Below are 19618 nucleotides of genomic sequence, written 5' to 3'. Positions count from 1 at the left end.
GGCAAGGGCTGCTAGGGAAATATTCTCGACAGAATTCGCGATCTGGAGAAATCAGCAAAAAGACCTGCGACGGTATTTCTCTTGATATCCCCAGAAAAATCCTGTTTATGGTTGTATCGAATTCGCTGCCGCTCGGCCTGCTTTTCCTTGCTCCTGGACCAGGAGCGCCGGACGCGCCTACCGAACTTCCAACGAAATTTGATCGTCGACCGGGCGTTCCGGACGACGAACACCTATGCCTACAAGGAACATCCCCATGGCGACTGGAACCGTGAAGTGGTTCAACTCCACCAAGGGCTTCGGCTTCATCCAACCCGACAACGGCGGCGCGGACATCTTCGTCCACATCTCGGCCGTTGAGCGCTCGGGCCTGGGTTCGCTGAACGAAGGCCAGAAGATCTCGTACGAGCCCGAAGTCGACCGCCGCAGCGGCAAGACCTCGGCCGGCCAGCTGCAAGCGGCCTAAAGCCCGCAGCGAGCCTACGGGTTCGAGACTATGACAGGCCGGCGCTTGCGCCGGCCTGTTTTCGTTTGGGGCAATTCCCTTGAAGGCGCGCGGCGGCTAATCATCGCTCGAGCCGTTTCGGAGATGCTTTCCATGCGGGCCTTTCGCGTTCTGGCCGCCTTGATGGTCGGACTTGTGCTGTCGGCCTGCGGGACGGTGTCGCGCGAAGCCTTTACGGCGCAGGACATCGGCGCGGCCGCGCCGCAGGGCCTCTCGGACGTGCGGTTCAGCGCCGCCGACCCCGCTGCGGGCCTGAAGTTCGCGCAGGAGGTCCACGACCATACCGCCGGCCGCAAGGTCAATGTGCTGGCGATCTCGGGCGGCGGCTCGAACGGAGCCTATGGAGCGGGCATCCTGGTGGGGTGGACGGCGGCGGGCGACCGCCCCGACTTCGACATCGTCACCGGCGTCTCGACCGGAGCCCTGACCGCGCCCTTCGCCTATCTGGGCAAGGACTGGGACCGCCGCCTGACCGAGGCCTACACCAGCGACGCCGCCGACCGGATCCTGGAAAAGCGGGGGCTGGACCTGTTCTTCAATCCCAGCATTTTCCGCAACCACGCCCTGCGGGATCTGGTGGCCAATTATGTCGACCCACCGCTGCTGTATGCGATCGCGGTCGAGCACGCCAAGGGGCGGCGGCTGATGATCGCCACCACCAATCTCGACACCGAAGAGACCATGATCTGGGACATGGGCGCGATCGCCTCGCGCGGCGACGCGGCGGCCCTGCAGCTGTTTCGCGACGTCCTGGTGGCCTCGGCGGCCATTCCGGGCGTCTTTCCGCCAATCCTGATCGAGGTCGAAGGCGGCGACCGCAAGCTCTCGGAGATGCATGTCGACGGCAGCGTCACGACGCCGTTCTTCGTCGCGCCCGAGACCTTGCTGCTGTCGATCCTGCCCGGTCGCGACCAGACGGGGCCGGGCGAGGTGTCGGTGATCGTCAACGGCCAGATCGACGGCGGCTTCGGCTTCACCAAGGGCGACACCCTGTCGATCCTGGGGCGCTCGTGGATCGCCATGAACAAGGCCCAGTTGCGCACCCACCTGACGGCCAACGCCGCCTTCACCCGGCGCAACGGCGGGGTGTTCCGCTACACGGCCATCCCCGACGACGCCAAGGGCGACTTCTCGGGGCTGGACTTCGCCTCGGAAGGCCGCCGGGCGCTGTTCACGCTGGGCTACGACCTGGGCAAGTCCGGCGGCGCGTGGGCGGCGCCGGCGGATCCGGCGCGCGAGGCTCAGGCGCCGGGTTAGAGCCAGCCGGCCGCCCGCAGGGTCGGGGCGTGTCGGCGGCTGACCGGCGCCACGAGATCCCCGGCCAGGCTTAGCTCGCCCGCGCCGCGCCGCCACTGCGCCGCCTGGATCGCCTCGCCGGCCACCCACCAGGAGCGGTGGGTCTGGAAGCCGTGGGCGCCGGCCAGCTCGGCGAGCGCGTCCGAGAACCGCAGGGTCAGAAGCTCGACGCCCGCATCGGTATGGACCCGCAGATAGTGGTCATGCGCCTCGACGGCGATCAGCCGGGCTGTGCGTCGCTTGGACGACAGGCGCTGGCGGAAGGCGGCTTCGGCCTCGGGCAGGGGCGGGGCCACGACGACCCGGGTCTCGACCGTCGGGGCGGGCGTCGGCGGCTTGCGCCAGGCCAGGATCCGCACGGTCATGACCAGGCCGCTGATCACCCAGACGCGAAACCACAGGACCGGCGGCAGCCGGAACGCCTGATGGCCGAAGATCAGTTCGATCAGCCCCACCCAGACAACGACCATCGGCGTCATGACCGTGGTCACCACCAGGAGGCGGCGCGCAAAGCCGTCGATCCGGCGCCCCAGCCCTTCGTCGACCGCCACGCCGATCAGGCCGCCGCCGACGATCGACAGCAGCCAGTAGATGAAGCGCTCTCCGGGAGACAGCTGCGCGGTGCCGAAAGGCGACAGCACGCCCAGCACCAGACCCAGCACGGTCAGCAGCAGCAGGTCGATGGCCAGCCGCTTCAGCGCGCCCTGGCGATCCGTCAAACTCATCGATCATCCGCCCCTGGCGCCGTTCGCGCAGAATAGGCGCCGCTCACGCGGTTGGCGTAGCGCGGCGTCGCGGCCCTTGCAATCTCGGCTCGAAACCGGAGCCCAACCATGCCGAAAACCCTGACCCGTCCCGCCTGGCTGCTGATGATGATCCTCAGCCTCGTGGTCGCCCTGACCGCCTATCGCTACCTGCCCCGGATCGGCCCCTTGGCGCCGAATGTGATGGCCAACCGGTTTGTCGATCCGTTCCTCTTCCTGCATGTGGCCGGCGCGGCGACCGCCCTGCTGGTCGGGCCCTTCCAGATGCTGGCGGGGGTCCGCGCGCGCTGGCCGCGCGCTCATCGGCTGCTGGGCCGTGTGTACGTCCTGGGCTGCCTGTCGGGCGGCGTGGGCGGCGTCGCCTTGGCCCTGGGCGCGACGGCCGGACCGATCGCCACCGCCGGTTTCGGCTTGCTGGGCGCAGCCTGGATCGTGACCACGACCCTGGCCTGGCGCCGGGCCGTGCAGGGGCGCATCGCCGAGCACCGCGCCTGGATGATCCGCTCCTTCGCCTTGACCCTGGCGGCGGTCACCCTGCGCCTCTACCTGCCGCTGGCCGCGATGGGGCCGCTGCCCTTCGTCGAGGCCTATCGCGCCATCGCCTTCCTGTGCTGGGTTCCCAACCTGCTGCTGGCCGAGGCCTGGCTGTTCGCCGCCCCCAGCTCCGCCCCGTCGCGCAGCAATCTCAGCCCCAGCCCGGCGGCGGGCGGGTGATGGCGGCCAGAGTTCGCGGTCTGTCGCTAGACCGTCTCGAAGGCCTCGCGAAGCACCGTCGCCCGGGGACCCCCAGGTCGGATCATCAGGAACTTGCCGGACCAAACGCCAGGGATTGACCATTGGCCCTGGATCTCGGTCGCGTCCTCGCTCAGGGCGCCGGCGTAGTGCACGGCGTGGGACCAGTCGGCCTTGGATCCATCATAGGTCTTGGTGAACTGCACCGCGCCGCCTTCGTGGCGGCCCAGGATCGTGGCGAACACCTGCACGGGCACATAGTCTTCGCCCACGGCGATCTCGTGGATGGACCCGCTAAGCCACCCGCTGTCCAGAAGTGTGGCGGTGAACGCAACCGGCGCGAGGGCGTGCGGATAGGAATAAAGACCTTGCCAGATGCCGGTCAGATTGGCCGCTTCGCCCATGCGCCACCCCCTGTTTGCGCCACATACGCGTCTAACGCCATCTACGCGTCAAGGTGGAGTTTCGCGGCGAGGCGGGTTCGCTGGCGAGCCCCCTTAACCTTGCGCCAACATGCGGGGTTGCGCCAAACCGACTCCGTCTCTACACGGGCGCCTTAACCTGCAAGATGGTCGACAGCGGGCGCGTGGTTGTGCGCGACCGTGTCTTTGCGCGAGTTAGCCATGCCCAAGAGAACAGACATCTCCTCGATCCTGATCATCGGCGCGGGGCCGATCGTCATCGGTCAGGCCTGTGAGTTCGACTATTCGGGCGTCCAGGCCTGTAAGGCGCTGCGCGCCGAGGGCTACCGGATCATCCTGGTCAACTCCAACCCCGCCACGATCATGACCGATCCGGACGTGGCGGATGCGACCTATATCGAGCCGATCACGCCTGAGATGGTCGCCAAGATCATCGAGAAGGAGCGCCCCGACGCGCTGCTGCCGACCATGGGCGGCCAGACCGCGCTGAACACGGCTCTCGCTCTGGAAGAGCAGGGCGTGCTGGAGAAGTTCGGGGTCGAGATGATCGGCGCCAAGGCCGAGGTCATCGACAAGGCCGAGGACCGTCAGAAGTTCCGCGACGCCATGGACAAGCTGGGCCTGGAATCGCCCCGCTCGCGCGCCTGCCACACGCTGGAAGAGGCCATGGAAGGGCTGGCGTTCGTCGGCCTGCCGGCGATCATCCGTCCGTCCTTCACCCTGGCGGGCACCGGCGGCGGCATCGCCTACAATGTCGAGGAGTTCAAGGAGATCGTCGAGCGCGGTCTCGACCTCTCGCCGACCACCGAGGTGCTGGTCGAAGAGAGCGTCCTAGGCTGGAAGGAGTACGAGATGGAGGTCGTCCGCGACAAGGCGGACAACTGCATCATCGTCTGCTCGATCGAGAACATCGATCCGATGGGCGTCCACACCGGCGACTCGATCACCGTCGCCCCGGCCCTGACCCTGACGGACAAGGAATACCAGTGGATGCGCGCGGCCTCGATCGCCGTGCTGCGCGAGATCGGCGTTGAGACCGGCGGTTCGAACGTGCAGTTCGCCGTCAATCCGAAGGACGGCCGCATGGTCGTCATCGAGATGAACCCGCGCGTGTCGCGCTCGTCGGCGCTGGCCTCGAAGGCCACCGGCTTCCCGATCGCCAAGGTCGCCGCGCGCCTGGCCGTCGGCTACACCCTGGATGAGCTGAAGAACGACATCACCGGCGGCGCGACCCCGGCCTCGTTCGAGCCCAGCATCGACTATGTGGTCACCAAGATCCCGCGCTTCGCCTTCGAGAAGTATCCGGGCAGCGAGCCTCTGCTGACCACGGCCATGAAGTCGGTCGGCGAGGTCATGGCCATCGGCCGCACCTTCAAGGAAAGCGTCCAGAAGGCCCTGCGCGGTCTGGAGACCGGTCTCGCCGGTTTCGACGAGGTCGAGATCGCCGGCGCCGATGATCCCGACAACGGCAAGGAGGCGGTGATCCGGGCCCTGGGCGTTCCCACGCCCGACCGCCTGCGCGTCATCGCCCAGGCCTTCCGCCACGGCCTGACCGTGGACGAGGTCAATGCCGCCTGCAGCTATGAGCCCTGGTTCCTGCGCCAGATCGCCGAGATCGTCCGCCAGGAAGGCTGGGTGAAGGCCGGCGGCCTGCCGCAGACCGCTCAGGGCTTCCGCGAACTGAAGGCGCAAGGCTTCTCGGACGCGCGCCTGGCCAAGCTGACCGCATCGACCGAAAAGGCCGTGCGCGCCGCGCGTCAGGCCCTGAACGTGCGCCCGGTGTTCAAGCGCATCGACAGCTGCGCCGGCGAATTCCTGGCCTCGACGCCCTACATGTACTCGACCTACGAGTTCGGCGCCCTGGGCCAGATCCCCGAGTGCGAGAGCGACCCGTCGGCCGCCAAGAAGGCCGTGATCCTGGGCGGTGGGCCCAACCGGATCGGCCAGGGCATCGAGTTCGACTATTGCTGCTGCCACGCGGCGTTCGCGCTGGACCAGATCGGCGTCGAGTCGATCATGGTCAACTGCAACCCCGAGACCGTCTCGACCGACTACGACACCTCCGACCGCCTGTACTTCGAGCCGCTGACGGCCGAGGACGTGCTGGAGCTGCTGCACGTCGAGATGAGCAAGGGCACGCTGGCCGGCGTCATCGTCCAGTTCGGCGGCCAGACCCCGCTGAAGCTGGCCCACGCCCTGGAAGAGGCCGGTGTGCCGATCCTAGGCACCAGCCCGGACGCCATCGACCTGGCCGAAGACCGCGAGCGCTTCCAGCAGCTGCTGAACGGCCTCAACATCGCCCAGCCGGAAAACGCCATCGCTCGCAGCTGGGACGAGGCCCGCGCCGAAGGCGAGAAGATCGGCTTCCCGTTCGTGATGCGTCCGTCTTACGTGCTGGGCGGCCGCGGCATGGAGATCATCCGCGACCATGACGCCATGGAGCGCTACATCGCCGGCGCCGGCGAGATCTCGCTCGAGCATCCGATCCTGCTGGACCACTATCTGAGCCGCGCCACCGAGGTCGATGTCGACGCCCTGTGCGACGGCAAGGACGTGTTCGTGGCCGGCGTGCTGGAGCACATCGAGGAAGCCGGCGTCCACTCGGGCGACAGCGCCTGTTCGATGCCGCCCTTCTCGCTGAAGGCCGAGACGGTCGAGGAGCTGAAGCGCCAGACGGTGCAGATGGCTCTGGCGCTCAACGTGCGCGGCCTGATGAACGTGCAGTTCGCGATCGAAGAGCCGCACAGCGACAACCCGCGCATCTATGTGCTGGAAGTGAACCCGCGCGCCTCGCGCACCGTGCCGTTCGTGGCCAAGACCATCGGTCAGCCGGTGGCCGCCATCGCCGCCAAGATCATGGCCGGCGAAACGCTCGCCAGCTTTGGCCTGAAGGACGTTCCCTACGACCACATCGCGGTCAAGGAAGCGGTCTTCCCGTTCGCCCGCTTCGCCGGTGTCGACACGGTGCTGGGCCCGGAAATGCGCTCGACCGGTGAGGTCATGGGCCTCGATTGGAAGCGCGACGGCGAGACCAGCATGGGCCCGGCCTTCGCCCGCGCCTTCGCCAAGAGCCAGCTGGGCGGCGGCGTGAAGCTGCCGACCAAGGGCACGGCCTTCGTCTCGGTCAAGGAAAGCGACAAGCCCTGGATCGTCGAGCCGGTGAAGCTGCTGCAGGCGGCCGGCTTCAAGGTGCTGTCGACCGAGGGCACGCAAGCCTATCTCGCCAGCCAGGGCGTCCAGGTCGAGCATGTGAAGAAGGTCCTCGAGGGCCGTCCGCACATCGTCGACGTGATGAAGAACGGCGGCGTGCAGCTCGTCTTCAACACCACCGAAGGCAAGCAGGCCCTGGAAGACAGCTTCGAGATCCGCCGCACGGCCCTGATGATGAAGGTGCCGTACTACACCACCAGCGCCGGCGCCCTGGCGGCGGCCCAGGCCATCGCCGGCGCTCCGGCCGAGGCCTTGGACGTGCGTCCGCTGCAAAGCTACGCGGCGGAGTAGGTCATTGAAATCCCTCTCTCTTTGAGAGAGGGAGGGGCCCGTCTCGACGTATGTCGGGATGGGAGGGTGAGGGGTTTCACCCTTTCAGATCGAGGCGCTTGAGGGCGGCGGCCGTTCGGTGCGCGCCCGGACACGGCGTACGCACTCACCCTCCCGCTCTCCAGAGAGCGGGAACCGGGATTGGCGACACCTTCTCCTGCTCGGAGAGAAAAGCTACTGAAGGCTCCATGCGCGTCGCCGTCATCGGAGCCTATGGGCTCATCGGCTCTTATGTCTCCGCCCGACTGGTCGCGGAGGGGCATGACGTCATTGGCGTCGGGCGCGATCTAACCCAGGCGCGGCGGCGGTTTGCGAACCTCCATTGGAAACAAGCGGATCTGGCGACGGCCAGCCTTGCGGACTGGACCACGCTGCTCGACGGCGCCTCGGCGGTGATCAATTGCGCTGGCGCCTTGCAGGACAGTCCGCGAGACGACCTGAACGCCGTGCATGTCGAAGGCGTCCGGCGGCTGGCCCAGGCCTGTCAGGTGCTGGGCGCGCGGCTGATCCATATTTCGGCCGCCGGGGTCGAGACAGGCAAGCCGACGGCCTTCAACACCACCAAATACGCGGCCGAGGCCTTGGTGGCTGAATGCGCGGGGCTTGATTGGATCGTTCTGCGTCCGGGCCTGGTGATCGGTCCGGCGGCCTATGGGGGGACCGCGCTGCTGCGCGGCCTCGCGGGGTTCCCGGGCTTTGCGCCGGTCGTTCATGGCCAGAGCCGCGTGCAGGTGGTCGCGGCCGACGACGTGGCCGCCGCCGTGGTTCGGTGCCTTGCGCCGGGCGCGCCCCTGCGCCGTCGCCTTGACCTCGTACATGCCGAGGCGGTGACGCTGCAGGATCTGGTCGCGCGCCTGCGGGGTTGGCTGGGGTTTCCGGCCGCGCCGGTCATCGACCTGCCGCCGATCCTGGCGCGGATCACAGCCTTCGGCGCCGACGCCCTGGCCTTTCTGGGCTGGCGCAGCCCGATGCGCAATGCCGCCTTGGCGCAGCTGCGGATGGGCGTGCGGGGCGAGGCGAGCGACGCCGCCATGCTGGGCCTTGAGCTCAAGTCGCTGGACGCCCTCTTGGCGGCCATGCCGTCCGGTGTGCAGGAGCGCTGGTTCGCGCGCGTCTATTTCGCCAAGCCGCTGATCCTGGCGGTGCTGTTCGCCTTCTGGATGGTGTCAGGGCTGATCGGTGTGACGGTGGGTTTTGCGCCTGCGGTGGCGACCCTGACGACGGCGGGAGTTTCGCAGGACCTGGCCGTTGCGGCGGTGGTCGGCGGCAGCGTCGCCGACATCGTCCTGACGCTTCTGCTGGCGCATCGGCGCACGGCGGGCCTGGCGCTGAAGGGCATGCTGTTGGTGACGGCCGGCTATCTGCTGGGCGGGGCGCTGGTGCGGCCCGACCTGTGGCTCGACCCGCTGGGCCCGCTGGTCAAGAGCATTCCTGCCGCCATGCTGGCGGTGGCCGCCCTGACGACGCTGGAGGAGCGCTGATGGACCTCTACCTGCTGCTCAAGGCGGCCCACATCATCGGGGCGGCGGTGCTGCTGGGCACGGGGGCGGGGATCGCCTTCTTCATGCTGATGGCCCACCGCACCCGCGATCCGGTCCTGATCGCCCACACCGCGCGGATCGTCGTCCTGGCCGACTTCGTCTTCACCACCACGGCGGTGATCGCCCAGCCGATCACGGGCGGGGCCCTGGCCCAGATGGCGGGACTTCCGTTCAACACTGGCTGGGTCGCCCTGAGCCTGGCGCTCTATGTCGTCACCGGCCTCTGCTGGCTGCCGGTGGTCTGGATCCAGATAAGGCTCAGACGCCTGGCCGAGGCGGCCGTGGCGGCGGGGGAGCCCTTACCGGCCGCTTATGACCGGCTCTTCCGCATCTGGTTCGTGCTCGGCTTTCCGGCCTTCGCGGCGGTGCTGGCCATCGTCTGGCTGATGGTCGCCAAACCGTCCTTTTAAGGGTCCACCCGCACCCCGTTCTTCACCGCATAGCACCGTCGGCGGCCCAGCTCCGTACCGCAGAAGCCCGGCTCCATCGTGCCCGGGTTCAGCATCACATAGGTGTCGCGCCGGCACTGGAACCACGCGTGCTGGAAGCTCAGGTGGTCGATGTCGCGGTGGAAGACCGGCTGCTGGTCCACGGTGTAGAACCGCGCCATGGCCGTAAGCCCGCCGAAGCTGCCCCGGCCGTTGACCAGACCGCAGATGCGCCCCGTGCGGGTGGACCACACCGCCCCTAGCTCCAGCGGCTTGGACTGCTGGAGCCGGGCCTCCAGATTGGCGTGGACGATCCGCCAATTGGTCCGGGCCAGAGGCGCGTAGCGCGCGGCCTGCTCGGGCGAGGGGGGCGGCAGGGCGGCGTTCTCGCGCTCGAACTTCGCCAGGTCGACGCCGGTGAGCACCATCGCGCCGAGCGCGCCCACCGCGCCGAGCACGGCGATGGTCGACATGAGCAGCGCCGCCGCCGAGGCGCGCGTGCGTCGGGCGCCAAAATCTGAAATGGCCATGACCTGTTCCTCTCCCTCGGCGGGGAGAGTGGCGGCGGGTTCAGATTTTACAAGCCTAAACTAATTACAATCGTAATTAATCGTGGATCGCCTGGCCGAACACCAGCAGCCCGCCGTCGGGCGCGCGGATCATCAACTCGCGCTGGCCGTAGCTCTGGTCGACGGGGCCATGGACGTCCTCTGGTGGCAGGGCGGCCAGGCGCGGGGTCAGCTCGGCGACCACGGCGTCCACATCGCGCACGTCGATATAGTAGGCGAAGCCGCCCGCGCCCCTGGGCGTGACGGTCGCCTCGTCGGCCTCCAACAGGCGAAACCCCACGGTCTCGCGGTGGACATAGGCATAGCCGGGTTGGCGATAGGGGACCTCAAAGCCCAGGAGGTCGACGAAGAACACCAGCGCCGCCTCCAGGTCCGGCACATGCAGGAACGGCGTCACCTGGATGAAGTTGGTCATGCGGGCGGTCTCCGGTGGGCGCAGCTTGGCGCAAGCCAGACCTGCGCGCCAGCTACTGTCGGCTTCAGTCCTTCGGCTCGCCGCTGTCGTCCTCGTCCTCATCGTCGGGTCGGGGCGTCGCGGTCTCGGCCGGCGGGGGCGGCGGCGGATCCGCAGTGAGGAAGAAGCCGAGCAGCGCAACCATCCCCGCCAGCGGCGCCAGCGTCCGGCGCGAGCGTTTGGCCGCCCGGATCGCCCAGACGCCCAACGGGATCAGCAGGATCGCCACCGCAAGCAGGATCAGTGTGGCCTTGGCTTCGGTCATGCCTTGGGATGTGGGGCCTTGGGGGCTTTGCGCAACCTTGAGGCGCGGGCTTTTCAGCGACGACTTTGCTGCTAGTAATCGGGGTCCGCGCGTGGGGCGACGTGGAATCGATCGGGGCGTAAATCGGATGTTCGGGAATAAGACGGCTTGGGTTCGCGCGGGCGCGATCGTGCTGTGGTGCCTTGTCCTGGCGGCGGTGCTCTCGACGAACCGGATGCTATCGCTGTCGGTCGACGCCTCCTACCACCTGCAGGTGATGGAGGTGGTGCGGCGCGCGTTCCTGGTGCCGGCCGTCGGGCACGAGTGGATGGCCGAGATGGTCGCCTATCCCAAGCTCAGCCACCGGTTCGCGGGCCTGTTCGCGACCCTGGGGTGGTCGGAGATCAACGCCCTGCTGATGGCCGGGGTGCTGTCGGCGGGCGTGGCCTGGCTGGTGCTGTTCGATCAGGCGCGGCGCGTGTCGCTGACCTATCTGGCGATCTGCGCGGCTCTGGCCCTGGTCAATGTCTATGCCCTGCGCGGGGTGATCGGCGCCGAGCTGGTCCGCAACTTCTTCTATCCGCAGATGGTCGGCGAGGCGGTGGCGGCGCTGGGCGTGGCCGGCGGCGCGGTCGTGCTGGCGCGCTCGCGGCCGGCCTTTGCGGTGTACGGCGCGGCCATGGTGCTGCTGTGCGGCTGTTTCCACCTGGTGCCGACCCTGCGCCTGTGCGGCGCGCTGATGGCCATGCTGGGCCTGGCGGTGCTGCGCGACATGATCCACGCCCGCCGGATCGACTGGATCGGCTTGGGCGGCCTTTTGCTGATCGCCGCCGGCCTTGTGGGCAATCCGTTCTTCTGGAGCATGCGCTGGATGGCCGTGAACAACGGCAGCATCCACTTCGCCATGCCGATGACCCTGAACGGTCTGGCGGGCCTGTCGGCCCTGCTGGTGGTTCTGTCGGCCTGGATCTTCCTCATCGAGGCCCTGCGTCCGCCGGCCGCTGTCGAGGAGGACGCCGGCCCGACGCGCGCGGCCGTGCTGCTGGCTGCGCTGGGCGCCGGCGCCGGCGTGTCGATGCTGGCCCAGTACGCCCTTTACGCCCTGCGCGGCGAGGGCTCGGAATACGCCGTGCTCAAGCATGGTTTCGGCGTCTGCACGCTGCTGGTCTTTGTGATCCCGCTGTGGGGGATGACGGTGCTGGGCGTGCGCGGCGCGGCGTTCGAGGAGAAGTCCGGCTGGAGCGCGCGCCTGGGCGTGGTCCCGGCCCTGGCGGCCCAGCTGCTGGTGATGCTGGCCGTGTTCCTGCGCCCGAGCGTCTATGAGGTGCCCCAGGTCACTGCGGTGCTGCGCGACGTTCGCGAGGTGCGGCTGACGCGCGGCCTGCATGGCGATCAGGTGATGTTCTCGGCCAGCCAGGTTCCCGCCGTGGCGACCTATATGGGCACGATCGGCATGCTGCAGTCGGCCCACGGCGGCAACGTGCTGAGCCTGCTGGATGACGGGCGGCCCAACCGTCCGGGCGACGTGCCCTATATCGTCACCCTGGCCGGCGACGCCTATGATAAGCCCGGCTGCCGCTCCGGCGCGCCGCTGGGCCTGGTCGTGGTGGTGGTCGGGTCCTGCGTCGAGCCTCCGTCGCTGCTGTTCAAGGCCGGCGGATCGGGCGTCAGCGCGCTGCGCACCGGCTGGAGCGCGCCGGAGGCGGGCGGCGTCTGGGCCGACGGGCGCCAGTCCGTGGTCGAGATGCGGCTGTCCGAGGCGCAAGCCAGCCTGCCGGGCGCGGTGCTGGAGGTGGCGACCTTCGCCTTCCTGCCGCTCAAGACCTCGACGCGCACGGTGACTGTTTCGGCCGGCGGAGCGTCGGAAACCTTCACCTTCAACCGCCAGAACGCGATCCGCCACGATTACCGGCTGCTGCTGCCGGCCGAGACGCTGCGGAGCGGCGTGGTGCGCGTGGTGTTCGAAACCAAGGATCCCCAGACGCCGGCCTCGCTGGGCCTGGGCGCGGACAACCGCCTGATGGGCGCGGGGCTGGAGGCGATGCGGATCGTATCCGCAGCCCCCTGATCCTTCAGCCTCAGGCCTTGCGCGCGATCACGGCGATCGACAGGCCGAACGGCAGGCCAGGACCCGTCGCCAGCGGCGTCTCCAGCGCGAACACGGTCGCCAAGGCCTTGTTCAGCGCTTTGGGCGGCATGGCGTCATCGGCGCTCTTGTCGCCCAGCAGGCGCTTGACGGTGCGCTGCGCGGCCGCCAGCGGGAACAGCAGGGTGTTGAAATAGGTGGCCGTCTCGATGGTCAGCCCCGCCGCCTCGAACAGCGCGCGATAGGCCGGCAGGCGATAGCGCCGCTTGTGGTGGTGCAGCACGTCGTGGTGGCTCCACATCCACTGATAGGCCGGCACCGTCGTCAGGATCGCGCCGCCGGGCTTGACCAGCCGCGCCAGGGCCTGGACCGAGGCGGCGTCGTCATCGACATGCTCGACCACGTCGAAGGCGCAGACCAGGTCGAAGCTCTCCGGCGGATAGGGCAGGCCGTCGGGCAGCAGGCCGGTGTCGACCGCGAGCCCCAGCCGCTGGCTGGCATAGGCGCGGGACTCGTCATCAGGCTCCAGGGCGGTGACCGCGCCGAAGTCGCGCAGCAGCGGCACGTTGCCGCCGGCGCCGCAGCCGACCTCCAGGATCTTCGCCCCGGCGGGCGTTCCGATGCGCTGCAGCAGGCCCCGCAGGATCTGGCGTCGTCCCACGAACCACCAGTGGTCGGCTTCCAGGTCGCGAATGCGGTCGTAGATCAGGCGGTCCATCAGGCGTCCTTGCCGGAATTCGGCGTGTGGGCAAAGACCCAGAAGTGACTGAGCAGAAAGAGTGCGGCCGTATAGCTTGCGATCGCCAGCCCCTGCGCCGCCGTGCTCCACAGCGCGCCCTCGGGCAGAACCCGCGTGGCCAGGGTCAGCACGCCCTGGTTCAGGGCGAAGGCGGCTGCGACGGCGGCGGCGTAGCGCAGCGGGGCCGCGCGCGCGGTCTGGCGGGCCTTGAAGACAAAGACCTTGCTCAGCACGAAGCTGACGCAGACGCCGATCGCATAGCCGATGGCGTTGGCCAGGTGCGGAGCCAGGCCCAGGCCCAGGTCCAGGGCCAGGATGATCGAAAACCCGACCAGGGTGTTGAACACGCCCGCCACCCCGTAGCGCAGGGCCGACACCAGAAAGTCCCGCCGCGCGGGGGTCAGGAGGGGGCTGACGCTCACGCGTCGAACCCGTAGCGGTCCATCACCACATAGAGTGGCCGGTTCTTCACTTCCTGATAGATGCGGGCGACATATTCGCCCAGCGAGCCGATGGCCAGCATCTGCAGGCCAAAGCTCATCAGGATCACCACCATCAGCGACGGATAGCCGGGCACGTCGCGGCCGAAGAGCAGGGTGCGCACCACGATCATCCCCGCCACGCCGCAGGCCAGCACGCCGGCGATCAGGCCCACATAGCTCCAGATGCGGATCGGCACGCTGCTGAACGAGGTGATGCCGTCCAGGGCGAAGTTCCAGAGCTTCCAGTAGCGGAACGAGGTCGTCCCCGCCGCGCGCTCGGGCCGCACATAGGGCACGGCCACCTGGTTGAAGCCGACCCAGGCGAACAGGCCCTTCATGAAGCGGTTGCGCTCGGGCAGCTGTTTCAGCACCTCGACCACCCGCCGGTCCATCAGGCGATAGTCGCCGGCGTTGTAGGGCAGGTCGACGTCGGACAGCTTGTTGAACGCCCGGTAGAAGCCCTGGGCCGTGGCCCGCTTGAGGAAGCCGTCGGACGTGCGGTCGACGCGGACGCCATAGGCGACGTCGGCGCCGGCCTCCCAGGCCTCCAGGAACTGGCCGATCAGTTCGGGCGGATCCTGCAGGTCGCAGTCGATCGGCACGATCATGTCGCCGGTCGCCGCGTCCAGCCCCGCCGACAGGGCGGTCTCCTTGCCGAAGTTGCGGGCCAGGTTGATGACCTTGATGCGCGGGTCGCGCTGATGGCGGCGCAGCAGCACCGCCAGGGTGTGGTCGCGGCTGCCGTCATTGACGCAGACGACCTCGTAGGCGACGCCCAGCCTGGCCATCTCGGCGTCGATCCGGTCGAAGAACAGGTCCAGCACCTCCTGCTCGTTGTAGCAGGGGGCTACGATCGACAGCGTCTTGCCCACGCGGCTGCGCGGGGCGGCGACGGGCGGCGACGGCGGGGCGGACGCGACGGGCTCAACCATGATGCTGGTTTAGCCGCGTTGCGCGTTGAAGGGGAAGGGGCGCCGCGAGGTCACAGCCCCGCCGTCACCAGCCCCCCTTCCTTGATCGCCTTCATGCAGACGGTGGTGGTGTAGCGCTGCACGCCGGGCATCTGGCTCAGCTCCTTGCGCAGCAGGTGGTCGAGGTCCTCGACATCGGCCGCCACGATCCGCAGCAGATAGTCGCCGGCCCCGGCCGTGGAGTGACAGTCGGTGATCGCCGGGTGGCGCAGCACGGCGGCCTCGAAGGCCTCGTAGCGGGCGAACTCCACGGTGGCCAGAGCGTAGACGCTCAGCCCCTTGCCCAGCGCCTTGGCGTCGAGGCGGGCGTGGTAGCCGGTGATGACGCCCTGCTTCTCCAGCGCCTGCACGCGCGACCAGCACGGCGACTTCGACAGGCCCACCCGCTCGGCCAGGGCGGCGAACGAGATGCGGGCGTCGGCCTCCAGGATGCGGAGGATGGAAAGATCCATGCGGCTGAGCGCGCTCATCGTTCTGTCAGGCTCCAGATTTCCAGAACATTGTTCTAGCGCGCCCGACCCTCGCCGCGCAAACGAGGACAATGTGCCGAGCGACGCCGCTTAAGGTTTCGGCATGGCGCAAGACATGACCTACGCGCGATACCTCGCGCTCGACGAACTGCTCTCGGCCCAGAAGCCGCTGAGCGACCGGCACGACGAACTGTTGTTCATCGTCATCCACCAGACCAAGGAGCTGTGGCTCAAGGAGATCCTCCACGAGGTCGCCCTGGCCCTGAAGCTGATCGCCGGCGGCGATGTCGAGCCGGCCTACAAGGCCCTGGCGCGGGTCTCGCGGATCCAGACGGTGATGACCCTGTCGTGGGACATCCTGGCCACCATGACGCCGGCCGATTACCTGAGCTTTCGCGACGATCTGGGGACGAGCTCGGGCTTCCAGTCGCACCAGTTCCGGGCGCTGGAATACCTCTTGGGCCTGAAGGACCAGAGCTTCCTGAAGTTCCACACAGAGCGGCCTGAGGCCCTGGCCATGCTGAAGAGCGCCCTGGAGTCGCCCAGCCTCTACGATGTGGCCATCGCCCAGTTGCCGCGCCATGGCCTGGCCGTGCCCGACAGCGCCTTGCACCGCGACTTCAGCCAGACCTATGTTCCCTCGCCCGAGGTCGAGGCCGCCTGGCTGGAGGTCTATCGCGACCCCAAGCGCTATTGGGAGCTCTATCAGTTGGCCGAGAAGCTCGTGGATCTGGACGACGCCCTGGTCACCTGGCGCCACAAGCACGTGCTGACGGTCGAGCGGATCATCGGCGGGCGTCCCGGCACCGGCGGCACCGACGGGGTCGGCTATCTGGCCAGCACGCTGCGCCGCCGCGCCTTCCCCGAGCTGTGGTCGCTGAGGACCAAGCTGTAATGACCGCGCGCAAGGACCTCTTCTCGCGCGCTCTGTCGGTTCCGGGTCGGCTGCATATGGCCGCCCACAGCCACCACCTGTGGCCGGACGTGACGCTGGCCGCCCAGGTCGAGGCCTGGGAGGACGCCGCGGTCCTCGCCGACCACAAGTGGGACAAGGCCCTGGGTCAGGTCTATCCGGCCGCCCAAGCCCTTGTCGCCCGCGAGCTGAACCTGCCGTCCAGCGACACGGTGGTCTTCGCGCCCAACACCCATCTCCTGCTGGCCACCCTGGTCTCGGCGATCGACCGGCCGCGCCCGTTGCGAGTGCTGTCGACCAACGGCGAGTTCCACTCGTTCCGCCGCCAGGCCCAGCGCTGGGTCGAGTCCGGCGAGATCGCCCTGACCCTGATCGACGCCGAGGCGCCCGACTTCGCCGAGCAGTTCCTGGCCGCCGCGCAGGCGGGCGAGCACGACCTGATCTTCGTCAGCCACGTCTTCTTCAAGACCGGCCTGGTTTTCGACCGCGTCTGGGACCTGGCCGAGCTTGCGCGCCCCGACGGCCCCTGGGTGGTGGTCGACGGCTATCACGGCTTTCGCGCCGTCCCCACCGATCTGTCGGCCGTGGCCGACCGGGTGTTCTACGTCTCGGGCGGCTACAAGTATGCGATGGCGGGGGAGGGCGCGGCGTTCCTGCACGCGCCGGCGGGCTTTGGCCCGCGCCCGGTGCTGACCGGCTGGTACGCCGAGTTCGGCGATCTGGAGGGTCCGCCCGGCGGGGTCGGCTATGTCAGCGACTCCGGACGGTTCATGGGCGCCACCTTCGACCCCTCGGGCCTCTATCGCTTCGTGGCGGCGGGGCGGATGCTGGAGGCCGAGGGCCTGACCACGGCCGCCGTGGCGGCGCATGCGCGGGCTCTGCAGGTGCGGTTGCTCGACAAGATCGCCGCCGGAGAGGCCGGACCCCTGCGCGAAGCGGTCATGCTGAACCCGCCCGGGAACGGCCCGCAAGCCCGGTTCCTGGCCCTGCGCCATCCCGACGCCAACGCCTGGAAGCACGCCCTGGCGGCCCAGGGCGTCGTGGTCGACGTCCGCGACGACGTGCTACGGGTGGGGCTGTCTGTGTACCACGACGAGGGGGACGTCGCGGCGTTCTGCGGGGCGTGTGCGGGGCTGTAGACGTCAGACGGTCTTTTTGCGGGATTTCTTGGCCGGCTTGGTTTTCGCAAGACTGGCCGGCAAGGTCAGGGTGACGATCGTCCCGCCCTGGGGGTGATCGCGCCGCGTCAGGCGCACCCCGCTGGCTTCAAGCATGTTACGGGCGATAAACAGGCCAAGGCCCAGGCCCGGCTTGTTCAAGCCGGCATGGGAACTGCCGCGCACGAACGGGACGGGGTTATCGAAATCGACATTCGCGTCGAAGCCGGGACCGCGATCCGTGATTTCAATGACCGCCTGGCCGAGCTCGGTGGGGCGACACGTCAGGATCACCTTTTCGCCGAGCGGGGTGTAGAGCACGGCGTTGTCGACCAGCTGCCGCAGCGCGTTCTCCAGATTGGCGCGATCGGCATGGACGGCCGTGACCTCGCCTCGGTCCTCGATCTCGACCTCGATCCCGACCGCCATTGGATGATCCGCCGCAAAGGCTTTGATCGACGCCAGCAAGTCCTGGACGTCCACCGCTTCCGGAGGCGAAACGTAAGCCGCATCCAGCGCCTTTACGGTCTGGATCTTTTCAAAGTGGGCCAGGATCCGAGCGCCAGCGTCATAGATATTGCTAGCAAACTGTCGCACGTCACTTGAGACGGACTTGGTCGCCATAATGACCGAAGAGAACCCCATGACTGCGTTCAGTGGGGTGCGGAACTCGTGATTGATGCCGCTCAGAAAGTCTTGCCGGGCGTTGTCGGCCTGGGCGGCCCTGAGTTGCTCGCGGCTGAGATCCACCGCCACCTGCTGCAGGGTGGCGGACTGGCGCCCAATCAAGGCGTTCTGCAGAGTCAGGCGCTGGTTGGCGGTCTGCAACTGGCTGTGATCGCGCTCGATCGCCAGCAGCATCACCAGCAGCGTGGAGGCCGAGGTGAACGCCAGCGCCAGGGTCGTGTACATGAACAGGCTGTCGAAGTCCGCAATGGCCACCGGCCGCCAGACGGAAAGCAAGCCACGACCCACGCACGCATAGAAGAAGGCGCGGCCAAGCAGGCCTTCGCGGCGCAGGATCGCGCCTTCCCAGAAATAGACCAGCAACTGGACGATGGAGGACATCATCAGGCCGTAGTCGGGGGACACGACGTTGAAGATCACGATCAGGGCCAGCGCGCCGATCGAAACCATGGCGGCCAGCGACTCCACCATCTTCGCCTTGACATAGCGAAGGCTGCCGACCGCGTGGAAGTAGTAGAAAAGGCCCAGGCAGACGAGGGACAAGGTCTGGCTGGCCACAACCGGCAACAGGAGCGGACCAGGCTCCCAAAGACTCAGCGCGCCAAACCCGATCGCAGCCGTCAACGCGGCGTACGCAATTCCCCAGTCCCGGAAATGCGGCGCGCCGCTGTTGTAACGATAGAGCGTCAAAAAGGCTGGAGCGCTCAACGCGACGGGCGCAACGCCCATCAGCGTGAACACGAATACATAGCCCCCCGCCGCCTGCATGTTGGCTCACCTCCGGTGGGGTGTCTCGAACGTGAGCCCCGCCGTAGCGAAAACCGTATCGCGGCTACTTCGAATAGTGAAGATTCGTCGTCACACTCGCGCCCGGGACGACCCCGACCGAAAGAGACGGGAAGCTTCCCCTACGCCGCCAGCCGCTCCAGATCGCGCAGCATCGAGGCCATGGCCTGGCCGGCCGGCTTGCCGTCGCGGGCGTAGTGGCCGCTCTCGAAGGTCTGGATCAGCTCGGCGCGGGCGCGGCTGACGCGGCTCTTCACCGTGCCGACGGCCACGCCGATCATCTGCGCGGCCTCTTCATACGAGAACCCGCCGGCCCCGATCAGGATCAGCGCCTCGCGCTGGTTCTCGGGCAGCATCAGCATCGCCTGGCGCAGGTCGTCGAGCGCGATGGGGCTGTCGAAGTTGGTGTTGGCCACCAGGGTGCGCTCGGCCATCTCCTGGTCCAGCGCCACCGAGCGCCAGCTGCGGCGCTTGTCGGAATAGAACTGGTTGCGCAGGATCATGAAGGTCCAGGCCTTCATGTTGGTGCCCATGGTGAAGCTCCCCCGGCCGGCCCAGGCCTTGGCCACGGCCTCCTGCGCCAGATCATCGGCCGCGGTTGCATTGCCGGTGAGCGACCGGGCGAAAGCCCGCAGGTGGGGGATCAAGGCGATCAGGTCACGCTCGAAGCTCTTCTGAGTCTGCTGGTCCATAGGGGGCGCCTCCTCGGCACGGCTTGACCTTAACAACGGCCCGCAGCGGCGGAGGTTCCATGGGGGGAAGGGAGGGGGCAGATGGCGGCCAGGTGAGAGCGTCGTCCTTCCGGCGCCCCGTCCTCCCCAAATCGGGGGAA

19 protein-coding genes and 1 pseudogene are annotated in these 19618 nt (G+C 68.1%); 9 read left to right on the top strand and 11 right to left on the bottom strand.

Annotated elements, in window-relative coordinates:
• Positions 1 to 256 precede the first annotated feature (256 nt).
• Both OVA11_RS17645 and OVA11_RS17640 read left to right on the top strand, forming a co-directional pair.
• Positions 257 to 466: a cold-shock protein gene (locus OVA11_RS17645; RefSeq protein ID WP_010920741.1), complete on the top strand. Its 210-nt coding sequence runs from the start codon at positions 257 to 259 to the stop codon at positions 464 to 466.
• Positions 467 to 598: 132 nt separating this feature from the next.
• Positions 599 to 1762, top strand: a complete 1164-nt coding sequence (locus tag OVA11_RS17640; protein WP_268068553.1) for a patatin-like phospholipase family protein — start codon at positions 599 to 601, stop codon at positions 1760 to 1762.
• Here OVA11_RS17640 and OVA11_RS17635 read toward each other — a convergent pair.
• The gene (locus OVA11_RS17635; RefSeq protein WP_268068551.1) at positions 1759 to 2526 is read right to left on the bottom strand and encodes a LytTR family DNA-binding domain-containing protein; all 768 of its coding nucleotides are present in this window, start codon (positions 2524 to 2526) and stop codon (positions 1759 to 1761) included. The genes OVA11_RS17640 and OVA11_RS17635 overlap by 4 nt on opposite strands.
• 108 nt (positions 2527 to 2634) lie before the next feature.
• Between OVA11_RS17635 and OVA11_RS17630 the strand changes: the two genes are divergently transcribed.
• Positions 2635 to 3279, top strand: coding sequence for a DUF2306 domain-containing protein (locus tag OVA11_RS17630; protein WP_268068549.1), 645 nt, complete (start codon positions 2635 to 2637; stop codon positions 3277 to 3279).
• 26 nt (positions 3280 to 3305) lie between these two features.
• Here the strand turns inward: OVA11_RS17630 and OVA11_RS17625 are convergent, their stop codons facing one another.
• The gene (locus OVA11_RS17625; RefSeq protein ID WP_268068548.1) at positions 3306 to 3701 is read right to left on the bottom strand and encodes a hypothetical protein; all 396 of its coding nucleotides are present in this window, start codon (positions 3699 to 3701) and stop codon (positions 3306 to 3308) included.
• 219 nt (positions 3702 to 3920) lie between these two features.
• Here OVA11_RS17625 and carB point away from each other — a divergent pair, with 219 nt between their 5' ends.
• From carB to OVA11_RS17610, 3 genes are all read left to right on the top strand, one after another.
• A complete protein-coding gene (gene carB, locus OVA11_RS17620) occupies positions 3921 to 7220 on the top strand; it encodes a carbamoyl-phosphate synthase large subunit (RefSeq protein ID WP_268068546.1) in 3300 nt (1099 codons plus the stop codon).
• 227 nt (positions 7221 to 7447) lie between these two features.
• Positions 7448 to 8740, top strand: coding sequence for an SDR family oxidoreductase (locus tag OVA11_RS17615; RefSeq protein ID WP_268068545.1), 1293 nt, complete (start codon positions 7448 to 7450; stop codon positions 8738 to 8740).
• Positions 8740 to 9210: a DUF2269 family protein gene (locus OVA11_RS17610; protein WP_268068544.1), complete on the top strand. Its 471-nt coding sequence runs from the start codon at positions 8740 to 8742 to the stop codon at positions 9208 to 9210. Before OVA11_RS17615 ends, OVA11_RS17610 begins: the two co-directional genes overlap by 1 nt.
• On the opposite strand, the gene OVA11_RS17605 is transcribed toward OVA11_RS17610, so the two are convergent.
• From OVA11_RS17605 to OVA11_RS17595, 3 genes and pseudogenes are all read right to left on the bottom strand, one after another.
• Entirely contained in the window at positions 9207 to 9758 is a 552-nt protein-coding gene (locus OVA11_RS17605) for a hypothetical protein (protein WP_268068543.1), read from the bottom strand. The two genes, OVA11_RS17610 and OVA11_RS17605, sit on opposite strands and share 4 nt — an antisense overlap.
• A gap of 76 nt (positions 9759 to 9834) precedes the next feature.
• Positions 9835 to 10264: pseudogene (locus OVA11_RS17600) on the bottom strand (bleomycin resistance protein).
• A gap of 12 nt (positions 10265 to 10276) precedes the next feature.
• Entirely contained in the window at positions 10277 to 10516 is a 240-nt protein-coding gene (locus OVA11_RS17595; protein WP_268068542.1) for a hypothetical protein, read from the bottom strand.
• A gap of 127 nt (positions 10517 to 10643) precedes the next feature.
• Here OVA11_RS17595 and OVA11_RS17590 point away from each other — a divergent pair, with 127 nt between their 5' ends.
• The gene (locus tag OVA11_RS17590; protein WP_268068541.1) at positions 10644 to 12563 is read left to right on the top strand and encodes a hypothetical protein; all 1920 of its coding nucleotides are present in this window, start codon (positions 10644 to 10646) and stop codon (positions 12561 to 12563) included.
• A 10-nt stretch (positions 12564 to 12573) separates the two neighbouring features.
• On the opposite strand, the gene OVA11_RS17585 is transcribed toward OVA11_RS17590, so the two are convergent.
• The 4 genes from OVA11_RS17585 to OVA11_RS17570 are packed head-to-tail and all read right to left on the bottom strand — an operon-like array spanning position 12574 to position 15243.
• Positions 12574 to 13299 (bottom strand): class I SAM-dependent methyltransferase, encoded by a 726-nt coding sequence (locus OVA11_RS17585; RefSeq protein ID WP_268068540.1) that lies wholly within the window; start codon positions 13297 to 13299, stop codon positions 12574 to 12576.
• Positions 13299 to 13742 (bottom strand): GtrA family protein, encoded by a 444-nt coding sequence (locus OVA11_RS17580; RefSeq protein WP_268068539.1) that lies wholly within the window; start codon positions 13740 to 13742, stop codon positions 13299 to 13301. The genes OVA11_RS17585 and OVA11_RS17580 overlap by 1 nt, the downstream gene beginning before the upstream one ends.
• Positions 13739 to 14734 carry a glycosyltransferase family 2 protein gene (locus OVA11_RS17575; RefSeq protein ID WP_268068538.1) on the bottom strand — a complete coding sequence of 332 codons (996 nt, stop codon included), beginning with the start codon at positions 14732 to 14734 and terminating at the stop codon, positions 13739 to 13741. The genes OVA11_RS17580 and OVA11_RS17575 overlap by 4 nt, the downstream gene beginning before the upstream one ends.
• A 50-nt stretch (positions 14735 to 14784) precedes the next feature.
• On the bottom strand, positions 14785 to 15243 hold the full coding sequence (locus OVA11_RS17570) for an Lrp/AsnC family transcriptional regulator (RefSeq protein WP_268068536.1): 459 nt from the start codon (positions 15241 to 15243) through the stop codon (positions 14785 to 14787).
• Between the two features lie 103 nt (positions 15244 to 15346).
• Between OVA11_RS17570 and OVA11_RS17565 the strand changes: the two genes are divergently transcribed.
• Entirely contained in the window at positions 15347 to 16138 is a 792-nt protein-coding gene (locus OVA11_RS17565; RefSeq protein ID WP_268068534.1) for a tryptophan 2,3-dioxygenase, read from the top strand.
• Entirely contained in the window at positions 16114 to 17295 is a 1182-nt protein-coding gene (locus OVA11_RS17560; protein WP_268068533.1) for an aminotransferase class V-fold PLP-dependent enzyme, read from the top strand. The genes OVA11_RS17565 and OVA11_RS17560 overlap by 25 nt, the downstream gene beginning before the upstream one ends.
• A gap of 3 nt (positions 17296 to 17298) precedes the next feature.
• On the opposite strand, the gene OVA11_RS17555 is transcribed toward OVA11_RS17560, so the two are convergent.
• Positions 17299 to 18768 (bottom strand): sensor histidine kinase, encoded by a 1470-nt coding sequence (locus OVA11_RS17555; RefSeq protein ID WP_268068532.1) that lies wholly within the window; start codon positions 18766 to 18768, stop codon positions 17299 to 17301.
• Positions 18769 to 18908: 140 nt separating this feature from the next.
• On the bottom strand, positions 18909 to 19478 hold the full coding sequence (locus OVA11_RS17550) for a sigma-70 family RNA polymerase sigma factor (RefSeq protein ID WP_268068531.1): 570 nt from the start codon (positions 19476 to 19478) through the stop codon (positions 18909 to 18911).
• Positions 19479 to 19618 lie beyond the last annotated feature (140 nt).

This window comes from Caulobacter sp. SL161 (assembly GCF_026672375.1).
Classification (GTDB): domain Bacteria; phylum Pseudomonadota; class Alphaproteobacteria; order Caulobacterales; family Caulobacteraceae; genus Caulobacter.
The sequence above is the reverse complement of the archived record's forward strand: the minus strand, read 5'-3'. Positions and strand labels throughout refer to the sequence as shown.

Excerpts from the sequence above, each read along its gene's own strand:
- OVA11_RS17645 (WP_010920741.1), top strand. The coding sequence starts at position 257 with ATGGCGACTGGAACCGTGAAGTGGTTCAACTCCACCAAGGGCTTCGGC.
- OVA11_RS17640 (WP_268068553.1), top strand. The coding sequence starts at position 599 with ATGCGGGCCTTTCGCGTTCTGGCCGCCTTGATGGTCGGACTTGTGCTG.
- OVA11_RS17635 (WP_268068551.1), bottom strand. The coding sequence starts at position 2,526 with ATGAGTTTGACGGATCGCCAGGGCGCGCTGAAGCGGCTGGCCATCGAC.
- OVA11_RS17630 (WP_268068549.1), top strand. The coding sequence starts at position 2,635 with ATGCCGAAAACCCTGACCCGTCCCGCCTGGCTGCTGATGATGATCCTC.
- OVA11_RS17625 (WP_268068548.1), bottom strand. The coding sequence starts at position 3,701 with ATGGGCGAAGCGGCCAATCTGACCGGCATCTGGCAAGGTCTTTATTCC.
- carB (WP_268068546.1), top strand. The coding sequence starts at position 3,921 with ATGCCCAAGAGAACAGACATCTCCTCGATCCTGATCATCGGCGCGGGG.
- OVA11_RS17615 (WP_268068545.1), top strand. The coding sequence starts at position 7,448 with ATGCGCGTCGCCGTCATCGGAGCCTATGGGCTCATCGGCTCTTATGTC.
- OVA11_RS17610 (WP_268068544.1), top strand. The coding sequence starts at position 8,740 with ATGGACCTCTACCTGCTGCTCAAGGCGGCCCACATCATCGGGGCGGCG.
- OVA11_RS17605 (WP_268068543.1), bottom strand. The coding sequence starts at position 9,758 with ATGGCCATTTCAGATTTTGGCGCCCGACGCACGCGCGCCTCGGCGGCG.
- OVA11_RS17595 (WP_268068542.1), bottom strand. The coding sequence starts at position 10,516 with ATGACCGAAGCCAAGGCCACACTGATCCTGCTTGCGGTGGCGATCCTG.
- OVA11_RS17590 (WP_268068541.1), top strand. The coding sequence starts at position 10,644 with ATGTTCGGGAATAAGACGGCTTGGGTTCGCGCGGGCGCGATCGTGCTG.
- OVA11_RS17585 (WP_268068540.1), bottom strand. The coding sequence starts at position 13,299 with ATGGACCGCCTGATCTACGACCGCATTCGCGACCTGGAAGCCGACCAC.
- OVA11_RS17575 (WP_268068538.1), bottom strand. The coding sequence starts at position 14,734 with ATGGTTGAGCCCGTCGCGTCCGCCCCGCCGTCGCCGCCCGTCGCCGCC.
- OVA11_RS17570 (WP_268068536.1), bottom strand. The coding sequence starts at position 15,243 with ATGAGCGCGCTCAGCCGCATGGATCTTTCCATCCTCCGCATCCTGGAG.
- OVA11_RS17565 (WP_268068534.1), top strand. The coding sequence starts at position 15,347 with ATGGCGCAAGACATGACCTACGCGCGATACCTCGCGCTCGACGAACTG.
- OVA11_RS17555 (WP_268068532.1), bottom strand. The coding sequence starts at position 18,768 with ATGCAGGCGGCGGGGGGCTATGTATTCGTGTTCACGCTGATGGGCGTT.
- OVA11_RS17550 (WP_268068531.1), bottom strand. The coding sequence starts at position 19,478 with ATGGACCAGCAGACTCAGAAGAGCTTCGAGCGTGACCTGATCGCCTTG.